At 70.5% G+C, this 12,787-nt stretch carries 15 protein-coding genes; 7 read left to right on the top strand and 8 right to left on the bottom strand.

Annotated features, from left to right (window positions below):
• Positions 1 to 70: 70 nt before the first annotated feature.
• Genes H0488_RS02275 through H0488_RS02255 form a run of 5 tightly spaced genes read right to left on the bottom strand, consistent with a single transcriptional unit; the run spans position 71 to position 3,690 of the window.
• Positions 71 to 211, bottom strand: coding sequence for a hypothetical protein (locus H0488_RS02275; RefSeq protein ID WP_183097654.1), 141 nt, complete (start codon positions 209 to 211; stop codon positions 71 to 73).
• On the bottom strand, positions 198 to 1,220 hold the full coding sequence (locus H0488_RS02270; protein ID WP_183097653.1) for a TIGR00180 family glycosyltransferase: 1,023 nt from the start codon (positions 1,218 to 1,220) through the stop codon (positions 198 to 200). The genes H0488_RS02275 and H0488_RS02270 overlap by 14 nt, the downstream gene beginning before the upstream one ends.
• Positions 1,217 to 1,996 (bottom strand): sulfotransferase domain-containing protein, encoded by a 780-nt coding sequence (locus H0488_RS02265; RefSeq protein ID WP_183097652.1) that lies wholly within the window; start codon positions 1,994 to 1,996, stop codon positions 1,217 to 1,219. The genes H0488_RS02270 and H0488_RS02265 overlap by 4 nt, the downstream gene beginning before the upstream one ends.
• On the bottom strand, positions 1,993 to 2,661 hold the full coding sequence (locus H0488_RS02260) for a sialate O-acetylesterase (protein ID WP_183097651.1): 669 nt from the start codon (positions 2,659 to 2,661) through the stop codon (positions 1,993 to 1,995). The genes H0488_RS02265 and H0488_RS02260 overlap by 4 nt, the downstream gene beginning before the upstream one ends.
• Before the next feature lie 3 nt (positions 2,662 to 2,664).
• Positions 2,665 to 3,690: a TylF/MycF/NovP-related O-methyltransferase gene (locus tag H0488_RS02255; RefSeq protein WP_183097650.1), complete on the bottom strand. Its 1,026-nt coding sequence runs from the start codon at positions 3,688 to 3,690 to the stop codon at positions 2,665 to 2,667.
• A 183-nt stretch (positions 3,691 to 3,873) separates the two neighbouring features.
• Here H0488_RS02255 and rfbF point away from each other — a divergent pair, with 183 nt between their 5' ends.
• Genes rfbF through H0488_RS02220 form a run of 7 tightly spaced genes read left to right on the top strand, consistent with a single transcriptional unit; the run spans position 3,874 to position 9,560 of the window.
• A complete protein-coding gene (gene rfbF / locus H0488_RS02250) occupies positions 3,874 to 4,638 on the top strand; it encodes a glucose-1-phosphate cytidylyltransferase (protein ID WP_312856180.1) in 765 nt (254 codons plus the stop codon).
• A gap of 7 nt (positions 4,639 to 4,645) precedes the next feature.
• The gene (gene rfbG / locus H0488_RS02245; protein WP_220794105.1) at positions 4,646 to 5,713 is read left to right on the top strand and encodes a CDP-glucose 4,6-dehydratase; all 1,068 of its coding nucleotides are present in this window, start codon (positions 4,646 to 4,648) and stop codon (positions 5,711 to 5,713) included.
• Positions 5,710 to 6,945 (top strand): class I SAM-dependent methyltransferase, encoded by a 1,236-nt coding sequence (locus H0488_RS02240; protein ID WP_183097648.1) that lies wholly within the window; start codon positions 5,710 to 5,712, stop codon positions 6,943 to 6,945. Before rfbG ends, H0488_RS02240 begins: the two co-directional genes overlap by 4 nt.
• The gene (locus H0488_RS02235) at positions 6,945 to 7,496 is read left to right on the top strand and encodes a dTDP-4-dehydrorhamnose 3,5-epimerase family protein (RefSeq protein WP_183097647.1); all 552 of its coding nucleotides are present in this window, start codon (positions 6,945 to 6,947) and stop codon (positions 7,494 to 7,496) included. Before H0488_RS02240 ends, H0488_RS02235 begins: the two co-directional genes overlap by 1 nt.
• Positions 7,493 to 7,981 carry an acyltransferase gene (locus H0488_RS02230; RefSeq protein ID WP_183097646.1) on the top strand — a complete coding sequence of 163 codons (489 nt, stop codon included), beginning with the start codon at positions 7,493 to 7,495 and terminating at the stop codon, positions 7,979 to 7,981. The genes H0488_RS02235 and H0488_RS02230 overlap by 4 nt, the downstream gene beginning before the upstream one ends.
• The gene (locus H0488_RS02225; RefSeq protein ID WP_183097645.1) at positions 7,978 to 8,784 is read left to right on the top strand and encodes an NAD-dependent epimerase/dehydratase family protein; all 807 of its coding nucleotides are present in this window, start codon (positions 7,978 to 7,980) and stop codon (positions 8,782 to 8,784) included. The genes H0488_RS02230 and H0488_RS02225 overlap by 4 nt, the downstream gene beginning before the upstream one ends.
• Positions 8,781 to 9,560, top strand: a complete 780-nt coding sequence (locus tag H0488_RS02220) for a cephalosporin hydroxylase family protein (protein ID WP_183097644.1) — start codon at positions 8,781 to 8,783, stop codon at positions 9,558 to 9,560. Before H0488_RS02225 ends, H0488_RS02220 begins: the two co-directional genes overlap by 4 nt.
• Positions 9,561 to 9,587: 27 nt before the next feature.
• Here the strand turns inward: H0488_RS02220 and H0488_RS02215 are convergent, their stop codons facing one another.
• Genes H0488_RS02215 through H0488_RS02205 form a run of 3 tightly spaced genes read right to left on the bottom strand, consistent with a single transcriptional unit; the run spans position 9,588 to position 12,771 of the window.
• Positions 9,588 to 10,955, bottom strand: a complete 1,368-nt coding sequence (locus H0488_RS02215) for a methyltransferase (protein ID WP_183097643.1) — start codon at positions 10,953 to 10,955, stop codon at positions 9,588 to 9,590.
• Positions 10,952 to 11,836 carry an acyl-CoA thioesterase gene (locus tag H0488_RS02210; RefSeq protein WP_246371328.1) on the bottom strand — a complete coding sequence of 295 codons (885 nt, stop codon included), beginning with the start codon at positions 11,834 to 11,836 and terminating at the stop codon, positions 10,952 to 10,954. The genes H0488_RS02215 and H0488_RS02210 overlap by 4 nt, the downstream gene beginning before the upstream one ends.
• A complete protein-coding gene (locus tag H0488_RS02205) occupies positions 11,833 to 12,771 on the bottom strand; it encodes a PAC2 family protein (RefSeq protein ID WP_312856175.1) in 939 nt (312 codons plus the stop codon). Before H0488_RS02205 ends, H0488_RS02210 begins: the two co-directional genes overlap by 4 nt.
• Positions 12,772 to 12,787 lie beyond the last annotated feature (16 nt).

Genomic DNA, 12,787 nt, shown 5'->3' with positions numbered 1-12,787 from the left:
ACAGCAGCAACCGGCCGAACCTAGCACCGGAGCCACCTGCCCGACCCGCGATCGGCCGAGTCCGCTGAGGTCAGCCCTCGGCGCGCTCCTCCGGGTCGATCGCGAGGAGGTCGGGGAACGACACGTGGAGGCGGAAGCCGATCGCCTCCAGCAGGTTCTGCGGGGACTCTGCGGAGGCCACCGCTTCGGTCGGGACGTCACCAGGATTCATAGGTGCCAGCCTCCCCAGCGTTGTCGGAGGACTCGAGGGTCTCCCCGAGTCGTTCGGCGATGAACGCCAGGCGCTCGCCGTACTTGGTGCGGACCTCGGTGTCGGCGTGGAACAGGTCGGCGAACAGCTGCCGGGCGCCCTCGACGATCGGCGTCTTGAAGGGGGGTCGCTCGGTGAACCCCACGATCCGGTACGGCGGAGCTCCTGCCAGTGCCGCGACCCGGCGCGCGATGACCGAGCGCACGACGTCGGCGGCACGGTCGGGGTCGTAGTCGTCGGTGTGGGACAGGCGCTCGAGGAGCAGGTCGTGTAGCTCGAGGACCGCGGCGGCCCGGCGGAGGTAGACCAGCGGCTCCTCCGCGCGGTAGTAGCTGTGGACGAAGTTGCGGGTGCAGATGAACCCGAGGTCCGGGATCGCCACGAACTTGCCCCGGGACAGGTCCATCAGGCCCACGGCGAGATCGAAGAAGCCCGGCATGCTCCAGCCGCTGAGGAACTCGTAGCGATGGATCAGGAGCTCGCGCCGCGCGACGCCGTAGGTCGTGGTGAACGGAAGGGCGCCGAACATCCGCATCCGACGTCCGGCGTCGTCGGCCATGATGTGCCGGACCGGGTCGAGCCGGGCGATGCCGCCGTCGGCGCTCGTGATCCCCAGGTGCACCAGGTGGCCCCCGGCGCAGATGGCGTCCGGCTTCTCCTGGAGGCGCTTCTGGGCCCGCTCCATGGTCTCGAGGATCGGGTAGTCGTCGTCGGCAGCCATGACGACGTACTCGGTGTCGATCGCGTGGAGCACCTCGAGCAGGCGGTCGAACAGCGAGATGGACGCATCGAAGCTGCGGTAGTCGACCTGCAGCGAGCTCTGCTCCGCGACCTGCTGGTTGCGCTCCTGGAACTCAGGTGCCGAGCCGTCGGCGATCAGCAGGTCGACCCGTGGGTAGAACCGCTCGTAGTAGTCGAGGACTCCCCGCAGCGACGTCGGTCGGTTGCGGGTGGGGATGATGACCTTCACCCGCGGCCGCCCTCGATGCCGATGGGGCTGAAGTCCACGCTGGGGTAGTAGCCGCAGTACTGGTGGATGCGAGCCTTGAGCTCGTCCGACAGGACCGACCCGCGGCCCGCGACCCCGACGTTCTTGCGCGTCCGGTCGCCGGCGACCCCGGCCACCGCGGCGGCGAGGATGTCCGGGTTCCAGCCGAGGCCCCCGAACTTCAGGATCCGCCGCAGCTCACGGGACGGGTCGGCGATCAGGTCCTCGTAGCGCACCATGATCTTGTTCTCGGCGCGGTACCAGCTGACGTAGAAGTGGATGTACCACGGCACCGCCATCTCGACGAGGAACTCGTGCATCCGCTCCGGCTCCCACGCCCCCATCTCCTCGTCGATGTAGGCGACCGGAGTGTTCGGCGAGGTGTTCGCGACGTGGTCGCGGAGGCTCACCACGACGTCGAAGATGTTGCGCACGAGGAAGACCGGGACGATGCCGTAGCGGTCGATGAGGGTCTGGGTCTCGGCGTTGTGCTTGACGTGGTTCTGGGCGACCCAGCCGCGAGGACGGTGCTCCGCGGTCACCGTGCCCCTGCTGATCGCCTGACGCAACGTGTTCGTGTTGTCGAACGCCCGCCGGATCAGGCTGTCGCTCAGCTCCTGCTCCCGACGGAAGTACGACGGGACGATGTGCTCGCGCCGGAAGCCCGGGATCTGTGCGAGCAGCTCGGTGACGTAGGTCGAGCCGCTCTTGGGCATGCAGGCGACCAGGACCGCGCGCGAGTTCGGGACGTCGTTCACGACGCCCTCCCTTCATCGACTTCGCCCGACGTGACCAGCGCGTCGACGAGCAGCTCGGCGAAGCGGGCGAGACCCCGGTCGTTGAAGTGGGTGTCGTCGCGGCGCAGGTCCGACCCCAGCTCGTCCAGGCAGGGGCCAGCGACCGCCCCGGGAAGGGTGGCCGCAAGCCGCGACTGGGCCGTGATGACGTCCGGTGAGGTCACACCGAAGCGGTACGACGAGCGGCAGATGATCCAGCGCGCGTCGCCGACCAGACCGGCGAGCCCGTCGTGCAACCTCATGAAGTCCCTTGTGTAGTCGGATTCCGACGTGCCGAGCAACGTGTCCTTCTCGCCCTGCTGGAACACCACGTGGGTGATGCCCCGGCCGTCGCCGGCCGCGAGCCGGGTGGCGAGGGCGTCGTACAACGTGCCGCCCGGAGCCCACTCTCCCACCGAGGTGCCGCCGCTGGCGGCGAGGGTCAGCCGGAAGGAGTCGGGCCGGCCGCGCCGGACGAGCTCGTCGGCGACCCGCGGCCAGACACTGCCGAGATCTCCGGTGCCACCGGGGATCGGGTCGCTCATCGGGTGGATCTCGCCGCCGAAGACGACCTCGCCGAAGTCCGAGCTGCCGACAGACCCGCAGTGGTTCGCGATGTTGGACTGGCCGACACCGAGGACGTGCATCGGTCAGGCACCCCCGTCGGGGGGACGGATCAGCAGGCCCTGGCAGGTGGGCAGCATCATGATCTCCACCCCGAGCTCGCGCGCGACCTCGTCGAGCGCGGTGCGCTGCAGGTGGTGCGGCGGGAACCCGTAGTCGTCGAACACCACGGGAGCGCCGGGCACGAGCATCGGCCAGAAGAACCTGAGCGCCTCGACCTCCGGGTGGGCGACGTTCATGTCGATGTGGAGGTAGGCCACCCGGCTGCCCTCGAACTGGTCCAGCGTCTCGGGCACCGTGCCCTGCACGATCCGGGCGAAGGGCTTGTCGGCGAAGTTCGCGCGCACCACCTCCGACACGTCCGGGTAGCGCTCGTCGCTGATGTGCTCGCCCTCCTGATGGTCCGCGTCGAGCTGGTCGCTCACGAGCCCGCGGAAGGTGTCGAAGAGGTAGAAGGTGCGGTCGGCGAAGGCGTCGTCCCCCAGGTAGGCCATGACCGCGCGCGCCGTACCGCCGGTGTCGACACCGCACTCGACGAAGTCACCCTCGAGGTGGGACGCCGCCGCGGCGAGCTTGACCAGCGTCTGGACGCGCCACCGGATCTCGCGGCCCCACGCCGCGATCCCCTTCGCCTCGGCGTAGGCACCGGCGAACCGCGGGTCCGCCAACCAGCTCGGGGCAGCCACCGAGGCGCACGAGTCCTCGGCCGTGGACGAGCGCGACGCGATCCGCAGCAGCTCGCCCACGTCGATCTCGTCGGAGTCGCGCGTCAGCATCGCCGCGATGTCGTTGGCGAACCGCCGGTCCAGCCCGTTGTTGTCGAGGACCAGGCGGAGCTGCGCCCGCAGGTCGCTCGGCTTGGCCGGTTGGAGCAGGCTCGAGAAGAGCGTGGACGCCTCGGGCGGGTAGCCGGCGGCCACGAGCAGCGTGCGGATCGGGCCGATGATCGGAACCGGGCCAGGGCGGTTGTTCGGTCGCAGCCTGGCAGCGAGCTGAGCCAGTGCCTCCTGGACCTCGCCACCAGGCTCCAGCACGTCTCCCTCGCCCGACATCCCGAGGATCCTGACCGACCCGCCCGGTCGCGTCAAGGCGACGGCCGTCAGGTGGCGACGGGGCTGCCTGGAAATCGTCTTCGCACCGAGTAAGGTTCCCCCGACCGACCGGCCGTCCACGACGACGCAGCGCCATCGACCAGCGTCAGGCGGCGGTCCCGAAAGGGTGCGAGCTTGAAAGCGGTGATTCTGGCCGGAGGGCTGGGGACACGGATCTCGGAGGAGACCTCCGCCAAGCCGAAGCCGATGGTGATGATCGGCGGCCGCCCGCTCATCTGGCACATCCTGAAGATCTACTCCCACCACGGGATCAACGACTTCATCATCTGCTGCGGCTACAAGGGCTACGTCATCAAGGAGTACTTCGCCAACTACGCCCTGCACATGTCCAACGTGACGTTCGACATGACGACGGGCCAGATGGCCGTCCACGAGCAGCGCGCCGAGCCCTGGACGGTGACCCTGGTCGACACGGGCGAGGAGACGATGACCGGAGGACGGCTCCGCCGGGTCAGCGACTTCCTGGCCGACGACGAGCCGTTCGCCTTCACCTACGGGGACGGGCTCACCGACGTGAGCATCACCGACGAGATCGCGTTCCACCGCGACCACGGCAAGCAGGCCACGGTGCTGGCCGTCGAGCCGCCGGGCCGGTTCGGCGCACTGGACATCGCCGGCGACCAGGTGACCGGGTTCATGGAGAAGCCGAGCGGGGACGGCACGGGGATCAACGGCGGGTTCTTCATCCTGGAGAAGTCGGTCATCGACCTGATCGAGGGCGACGACACCGTGTGGGAGCTCGAGCCCATGCAACAGCTGGCCAGGGACGGCGAGCTGATGGCGTACCGGCACCGCGGCTACTGGCAGCCGATGGACACGCTGCGTGAGAAGATCCAGCTGGAGGCGCTGTGGGACTCGGGCAAGGCGCCCTGGAAGCAGTGGGACTGAGATCGCGATGATGCCGTCACCTGCGTTCTGGGCCGGTCGCCGCGTCCTGCTCACGGGCCACACCGGGTTCAAGGGGAGCTGGACCGCGCTCTGGTTGGAGGACCTCGGCGCCGACGTCGCCGGCTACGCGCTGGCTCCCGACCAGACGCCGTCGCTCTTCGAGGTGCTCGGCGGCGGCAAGGAGCAGTCGACCCTGGCCGACCTCGCCGACGAGGCGGCGCTCAGGGCGTGCGTCCAGGAGTTCCGACCGGAGGTCATCCTCCACCTCGCTGCCCAGCCCCTCGTCCGTCGCTCCTACCGCGAGCCGTCCGCCACCTTCGCGACCAACGTCCAGGGGACCGTCAACCTCCTGGATGCTGCCCGCGAGCTGGAGGAGCTGTCGGCGGTGCTGGTCGTGACGACGGACAAGGTCTACGCCAACACCGGAACCGGTCGCCGTTTCGTCGAGAACGACCGCCTCGGCGGGCACGACCCGTACTCGGCGTCCAAGGCGTGCTGCGAGCTGGTCACGGCCTGCTACCGATCGACGTACTTCGCGCCCCGGGGCATCGGCCTCGCCACCGCGCGAGCCGGCAACGTCGTCGGCGGTGGGGACTGGTCCGAGGACCGGTTGGTGCCCGACATCTGGCGCGCGATCCGCGCCGGCGAGGTCCCGGAGCTGCGCTACCCCCGTGCCACCCGGCCCTGGCAGCACGTCCTCGAGTCGATCGCCGGCTACCTGCTCTACGTCGAGGCCCTGACCGCACGACCCGGCGAGTCCCCGACCGCGCTGAACTTCGGACCGTCGCCCGACATGCCGGAGATCACCGTCGCGGAGGTCGCCGAGACGTTCGCCGACGCTGCCGGCGCCGCCTCCGCGTGGGCACAGGCCGACGGGGACCACCCGCACGAGATGGCGACCCTCGCCCTCGACCCCTCGCTGGCGATCGACACCCTCGGGTGGACACCGCGTCTGGATCCGGCGACCGCGCTCCAGTGGACGGCCGAGTGGTACCGCTCGTTCGAGGGCGGCGCGGATCCGCGCGAGCTGACGCTGGGTCAGATCGCCCGCTACCAGCAGCTGGCGGCGGCATGAGCGCCGCACCTCGCTGCCTCGGCTGCGGCGCCGCCCTGGAGCTGACCCTCGTCGATCTCGGTCACCAGCCCCTCTCCAACGCCAACGTGCGCCCCGAGGACGCCGGCTCCCCCGACCGCGTGTTCGCGCTGCACGCGCGAGTGTGCGAGGAGTGCTGGTTGGTCCAGGTCGACGCGGTCGTGCCGCCCGACGCGATCTTCAACGACGACTACGCCTACTTCTCGAGCTACTCGGAGAGCTGGCTCGAGCACTGCCGCACCTACGCGACCGAGATGACCGAGAGGTTCGGGCTCGGCCCCAGCAACCAGGTCGTCGAGATCGCCTCCAACGACGGCTACCTCCTGCAGTACTTCGCGGCCGACGGCATCCCGGTGCTCGGCGTCGAGCCGTCGGCCAACACCGCGGCCGTCGCGGTCGGGAAGGGAGTGCCGACCGAGGTCGCGTTCTTCGGCTTCGGTACGGCGACGAGGCTGGCCGCCGCCGGCCGCTCGGCCGACCTCCTCGCCGCCAAGAACGTCATGGCCCATGTCCCGGACATCAACGACTTCGTCGCCGGAGTCGCCGAGATCCTCAAGCCGGAGGGCGTGTTCACGGTCGAGTTCCCGCACCTGCTGCGGACCCTCGAGCGGGTTCAGTTCGACCAGATCTACCACGAGCACTTCACGTACCTCTCGCTGCTCGCGGTCGAGCGGGTGTTCCAGCGGCACGGGCTCCGGGTGTTCGACGTCCAGGAGCTCTCGACCCACGGAGGCTCGCTCCGGGTCTTCGCCTGCCTCGCCGCAGCCGGCCACACGGAGGCTCCGGGCGTCGCGCACGTGCGCGCCCTCGAGCACGCCGCCGCGTTGGACGCACGGGCGGGCTACCTCGACTTCACCGCCAAGGTGGAGAAGGTCCGCGACGACCTGATGTCTTTCCTCGCCGAGGCCCGCGCTGCCGGCCGGACCGTGCTCGGCTACGGCGCGGCAGCGAAGGGCAACACCCTGTTGAACTACGCCGGCGTGACCGCGAGCGAGCTGCCGATGATCGCCGACCGCTCCGCGGCCAAACAGGGTCGGCTGACGCCTGGAGGGCGGATCCCGATCGTCGCTCCCGAGACCCTGCTCGAGGAGCGACCCGACTACGTGCTGATCCTGCCGTGGAACCTCCGCGACGAGGTGGCCGAGCAGCTCGGCGACGTGCGCGCGTGGGGAGGCAGGTTCGTCACCGCCGTACCCTCGCTGGAGGTGTGGTGATGGAGTTCGAGCCGCTCGACATCCCCGGCGCCTTCGTCATCCACCTCGACCTCCTGCGCGACGACCGCGGCGTGTTCGCACGTACCTACTGTGCCGACGAGTTCGCCCGCGCCGGCATCGACTTCGTGCCGGTCCAGGGCAACCTCTCGCGCAACGTCGCGGAAGGGACGCTGCGCGGTCTCCACTTCCAGCGACCTCCGCACGAGGAGGCCAAGCTGGTGCAGTGCGTCGCCGGCGCGCTGTTCGACGCGATCGTCGACCTGCGCCGCGACTCACCCACCTTCGGCCGGTCGGCATCGGTGACGCTCGACGCCGACAGCGGCCGGCTCCTCTTCATCCCACCCGGGTGCGCCCACGGGTTCCTGACGACCGAACCCGGGACCGACATCCTGTACGCCATGGGCTCCCGGTTCGTCGATGGTGCCGGTCGCGGCATCCGGTGGGACGATCCCGCTCTCGACATCCCGTGGCCGGGCCGACCGCTCGTCATCTCCGACCGCGATGCCACCTATCCCCTGCTCGCCGAGATCGACCCGGAGCTGTTGTCATGATCCAGATCGATCCCACCGCACGCGTGTCCGACCGGGCCGACCTGGAGCCGAGCGTGCGCGGCACCCGACTGGTGATCGGGGCGCGCACCGTCATCGACAGCTTCGTGAAGGTGAAGCCCGCCGGCGGCTCCGGCGACGTCGTGATCGGCGAGGACTGCGTGGTCAACTCGGGCTGCGTCTTCTACTCCGGCAACGGGATCACCATCGGCAACGCGGTGTCCATCGCCGCCAACTGCGTCCTGGCCCCCGCCAACCACGAGTACGCCGACCCCGACACCCTCATCCAGCAGCAGGGCTTCCGTGCCAGCAAGGGCGGCATCGTCATCGAGGACGACGTCTGGATCGGAGCCGGCGCAGTCATCCTCGACGGCGCGCGCATCGGACGCGGCGCCGTGATCGGGGCGATGACCCTGGTCCGGGGCGACGTGCCGGCCTACGCCATCGCGGCCGGCAACCCGATGACGCTGCGGGGGTCGCGTACGTGAGGTTCACCGTGTACGGCGCCAGCGGGTTCATCGGTGGCGCGCTGTGCCGCCACCTGCGCGCAGCCGGTCACGACGTGCGGGCGCCGGAGCGGGACGAGATCCCGACCGGCGGGCTCGGCCACGTCGTCTACGCCATCGGCCTGACCGGCGACTTCCGGAGCCGGCCGCTGGCGACCGTCGACGCCCACGTCACCGCGCTCACGGACCGGCTCCGCGGCGCCGACTTCGACTCGTGGCTCTACCTCTCGAGCACCCGCGTCTACCGGGGGCTGGGGTCCGGGACCGCCTCGGAGGACGCCCCGTTGGAGGTCCGGCCGACCGCCGACGGTCTGTACGACATCAGCAAGCTCCTCGGCGAGGCGATCTGCGCGACCGTCGACGACGAGCGGGCGCGGGTCGCGCGGGTCTCCAACGTCTACGGCCCCGGCGCCCACAGCGACTCGTTCCTCGGCATGCTGCTCGCCGACGTCGCGGCCGGACGCGACATCACGATCGGCGAGGCGCCCGGGTCGTCCAAGGACTACCTGGCGATCGACGACCTGTGCCGGATGATCGAGCACGTGGCCGTGGCGGGGCGGCACCGGCTCTACAACCTGGCCAGCGGCGTCCCGGTCACCCACGCCGAGATCGCCTCGGTGATCACCCGCGAGACCGGCCGCGCCGTCTCCTTCGACCCCGAGGGCCCCACCCGCACCTTCCCGCGGGTCGACGTCACCCGGATCCGGGCCGAGACCGACCTCGACCCGGCGCACCTGCTCGACCGACTGCCTGAGATGCTCGCGACATGGAGGACCACCCGATGACCGACCCGATTGTTGAGTTCCGATCCGAGCGACGCGAGTCCATCGCGACGTACGGCGCCGAGGACGAGTGGCAGGGCCTCACCCGGCAATGGGTCACCCGTGCGTTCGACAAGCGCTACATGTACAACTTCGACTGGCTGGGTCGGCCCCTCATCCAGTTCCCCGCCGACATCGTCGCCTTCCAGGAGATCGTCTGGGAGGTCAAGCCCGACCTGATCATCGAGACCGGGATCGCCCACGGCGGCTCGCTCGTGCTCAGCGCGTCCCTGCTGGCCATGCTGGACTACAGCGACGCGGCGGCTGCCGGCACCGTGCTCGACCCGGCGCAGCCGTCCCGGAAGGTGCTGGGCGTCGACATCGACATCCGCCCCCACAACCGCGCCGAGATCGACGCCCATCCGATGCGCTCGCGCATCGAGATGCTCGAGGGGTCCTCGGTCACCGAAGAGATGGCGGCCCGGGTCCGCGACTTCGCCGCCGGCTTCGAGCGGGTGCTCGTCGTGCTCGACTCGAACCACACCCACGAGCACGTCGCCCGGGAGCTCGCGCTCTACGCCCCGCTGGTGACCTCCGGCAGCTACTGCATGGTCTTCGACACGATCGTCGAGGACATGGACGACAGCGTGTTCCCCGATCGTCCGTGGGCCCCGGGCAACAGTCCGAAGACGGCGGTGTGGGAGTTCCTCGAGGCCAACCCGGACTTCGCGGTCGACCGGTCGGTCAGTGACAAGCTGCTGATCTCGGCTGCGCCGGACGGCTGGTTGCGCAGGAGCTGAGGGCCCCGCTCTAGCTCACCCGCACCGTCACGCCTCCCGCGGTCGCTTCGGCCGCGCCACCGCCAGCACGGCGTGGACCACCAGGTCGCGCTCGGTCAGGTCCGGGATCGTGCGTCGCACCCGGTCGAGGATCTCGGGCGTGAATCGGTCGAGCGTCGCTGCCGACGACGGGATCTCGTCCCAGCGCTCGATGTCGAAGTACCGCTCGGTGATGGCGCGGAGCTCGTCGAGCCGGATCCGGTTCAGCCCGGTGAGGTAGCGGTGGCCGGGCGGCAGGTCCGGCAGCAGGTCGATGTGCCGCCAGTCGTAGACCGCCGTGTGGGCCGGCGACGACAGGTCGAGCTGGGCAGGCTGGACCGGCGGGTCGTGGTGACCGTTCCAGCAGTAGTAGTTGTGGTGGTGGAAGACCACGGCGGTGTCCGCGTGGCAGAGCGGGACCAGCCCGGCGAAGACCAGGTCCGGCTCGGCGAGGTGCTCGGTCACGTTGTGCAGGGAGATCGTGTCGAACTGCTCGTCGAAGGCCAGGTCCTCGGACTTGCCGCGCACGAGGTGGATCGCCGGCAGGTCGTCGGCGATCTGCCGAGGGGTGATGCCCATGTCGGCCCGCTGCCGGAGGCGCTTGTTCCGCGCAGCCGAGGAGTCCATGTTCATCGCGGGATCGAGTCCGACGTACGACGACGCGCCCGCGACGAGGAAGCCCACCCCGAAGCCTCCGAACCCGCATCCGACGTCGATGACCCGCCGGCCGCGCACGTGCTCCTGGATGCGTCGCGGCCAGGTGATGTAGCCGAACTCCGCGGACACCTCGACCAGGTGGGCGTCGTAGCTGCGCAGTGCCTCCTCGGGGTCGGCGGCGTGCACGAAGAAGGCGATCTTGCTGAGGTTCGGGTCCGTGGTCCAGTCGCCCTCGAGCGGCAGACCGGCGAGCTCGCGGGCCGCGTCGCGCATCTCCTGGCTGGGTCCCGTCGAGCGGGCCTCGACGTGGCCGGCGTCGATGACGCCGATGAGCGGCGCCGCCCGCTCCACCAGCGCCGCCACCCGGCGTGCGTCCTCGGCGGCCTCGACCTTCGCCAGCACCCGCTCCGCAGAGCTGCGGTCCTCCAGGAGCTCGCCGGCCCTCGTGGCGTCGTCGCGCGCGCCGGCGAGGTCGCCGGTCGCCAGGTGGGCGCGGGCCCGCATCAGGGACGCGAGGCCGTGGTCGGAGCGGACCGCGAGGAAGCCGTCGAGGATCGGTACGGCGACCTCCGGCCGCTCCGCGTCGAGCTCCAGCCGGGCCAGGACGATCGAGGCGGGACCGGCGGGCGACTCCGCGACCAACGGGCCGAGCAGCAGCCTGGCTTCGTCGAGGTCTCCCCGCTTGACGGCAGCGCGGCCGGCCTCGAGCTGTCCGGTCACCGGGTGCGGGGGCGGATCAGGCCCTCCTGGGCAGTGGTCGCGACCAGGGTCCCGTCCTGCGTGAACACCCGGCCGAGGGAGAGCCCGCGGGCGCCGCCCGCCGACGGCGACCACTGGTCGTAGAGCCACCACTCGTCGGCCCGGAACGGTCGGTGGAACCAGATCGTGTGGTCGAGGGACGCCATCTGCACCTTGGTCGGGTCGGCCTCGTGGGCCGCCAGCGCCGCGCCCAGCAGCGACACGTCGCTGGCGTAGGTGAAGGTCGCGAGGTGCTCGAGCGGGTCGTCGGAGAGCCGCCCGTCGATGCGGATCCACAGCTGGGTCTTCGACGGGTGCATCGGGTCCGGCTCGAGGCCGTACTGGCTGTTGCCGAGCCAGCGCACGTCGAGGGCCGCCCACTCCTTGCTCAGCCCGTCGTCGGAGCCGCGGTCCTGCATGAGATCGATCAGGTTCATGCCCTCGTCGGGCCCCTTGACCTCCGGCATCACGTCCTGGTGCTCGAAGCCGTCCTCGGCACGCTGGAAGTTGAGCGACTGGTAGTAGATCGGGCGGCCGTGCTGGCGGGCCAGCACCCGTCGGGTGGCGAACGACTTGCCGTCCCGGATCCGCTCGACGTCGTAGATGATCGGGACGTTGTAGTCGCCCGGCAGCAGGAAGTACGAGTGCAGCGAGTGCACGTGGAAGTCCGGGCCGACCGAGCGGGTGGCCGCGATCAGGGCCTGCGCGGCGACCTGGCCGCCGTAGACGCGTTGCCGCACCGACTCGGGCTGCCGGCCGCGGAACAGGTCGGTGTCGAGCTGCTCGAGGTCCAGCAGCGACACCAGCTGACGGGTCGCGTCCGCCATCTCGTCCGGGTGTCCGGTCTCCACCTGCTCCGTCATGCGCCACCTCCGGTCTCGTCCGGCCGTTCCAGGCCGGCCAGGAACTGCTCGAACTGCTGCCCGATCTCCTCGCCGGTCGGGAGCGGCCGGTCCTCGGCGAGCAGGCTGGAGCCGCTCTCCTCGGCGCGCGCGAACGCGTCGTACTGCTGCTCGAGCGCAGCGACGACCTCGCCGACCTCGTTGTTGGCGGCGAGGTAGCGGGCGATCTCGTCCTCGCGCTCCTCCGCCTCCGCGGCGAGGTCGGACAGGTCGATCGTCAACCGCGCGGCGAGCTCGACCTGCTCCAGCAGCGTGAGCGACGCGCGCGGGAAGTCGAGCTGGGCGAGATAGTGCGGGACGTGGGCGACGAACCCGAGCGCGTCGTGGCCCCACTCCCCCAGCCGCACCTCCAGGAGCGCCTGCGCGCTGCTGGGGATCCGCAGCTCGCCCTGCCAGGGGCTGGTGGCGGTGAGCAGGTCGGCGTTGTTGGCGTGATGGGTGATCGCGATCGGCCGGGTGTGCGGCACCGCCATCGGCACCGACCCCATGCCGACGACCAGCACCACCGAGAACCGCTCGATGACCTCGAGCACCGCCCGGCAGAACGCCTCCCAGCGGATGTCCGGCTCCGGCCCGTGCAGCAGGAGGTACGGCGAGCCACCCGTGTCGCGCAGCAGCCGCACGACCAGCCGGGGGGCGTCGTAGCCCTCGTAGTGATCGCGCACGAAGGACATCGGAGGCCGTCGGGCCCGGTAGTCGTGCAGCTGGTCGACGTCGAACGTCGCGACGACCGTGCCGCCACCGTCGGCAGCGCCCACCAGGTGACGGCACGCGGTCGCACCGGCGTTGCCGGCGTCGAGGAAGCCGTCGAGCGCCACGAGCATGCGCAGCTCGTCGACCCCGGCGAGCTCCGGCACGTCGTCGACGATGTGGACGAGGCGCGGAGTCGAGGTCACAGGTGAACGATACTGA

It is taken from the genome of Nocardioides pelophilus, from assembly GCF_014180685.1.
Taxonomy (GTDB): Bacteria; Actinomycetota; Actinomycetes; order Propionibacteriales; family Nocardioidaceae; genus Nocardioides; species Nocardioides pelophilus.
The sequence above is the reverse complement of the archived record's forward strand: the minus strand, read 5'-3'. Positions and strand labels throughout refer to the sequence as shown.

Bases quoted from the DNA above. Each gene is read 5' to 3' on its own strand.
- H0488_RS02275 (WP_183097654.1), bottom strand. From the start codon at position 211: ATGAATCCTGGTGACGTCCCGACCGAAGCGGTGGCCTCCGCAGAGTCC.
- H0488_RS02260 (WP_183097651.1), bottom strand. From the start codon at position 2,661: ATGCACGTCCTCGGTGTCGGCCAGTCCAACATCGCGAACCACTGCGGG.
- H0488_RS02255 (WP_183097650.1), bottom strand. From the start codon at position 3,690: ATGTCGGGCGAGGGAGACGTGCTGGAGCCTGGTGGCGAGGTCCAGGAG.
- rfbG (WP_220794105.1), top strand. From the start codon at position 4,646: ATGATGCCGTCACCTGCGTTCTGGGCCGGTCGCCGCGTCCTGCTCACG.
- H0488_RS02240 (WP_183097648.1), top strand. From the start codon at position 5,710: ATGAGCGCCGCACCTCGCTGCCTCGGCTGCGGCGCCGCCCTGGAGCTG.
- H0488_RS02235 (WP_183097647.1), top strand. From the start codon at position 6,945: ATGGAGTTCGAGCCGCTCGACATCCCCGGCGCCTTCGTCATCCACCTC.
- H0488_RS02230 (WP_183097646.1), top strand. From the start codon at position 7,493: ATGATCCAGATCGATCCCACCGCACGCGTGTCCGACCGGGCCGACCTG.
- H0488_RS02220 (WP_183097644.1), top strand. From the start codon at position 8,781: ATGACCGACCCGATTGTTGAGTTCCGATCCGAGCGACGCGAGTCCATC.
- H0488_RS02210 (WP_246371328.1), bottom strand. From the start codon at position 11,836: ATGACGGAGCAGGTGGAGACCGGACACCCGGACGAGATGGCGGACGCG.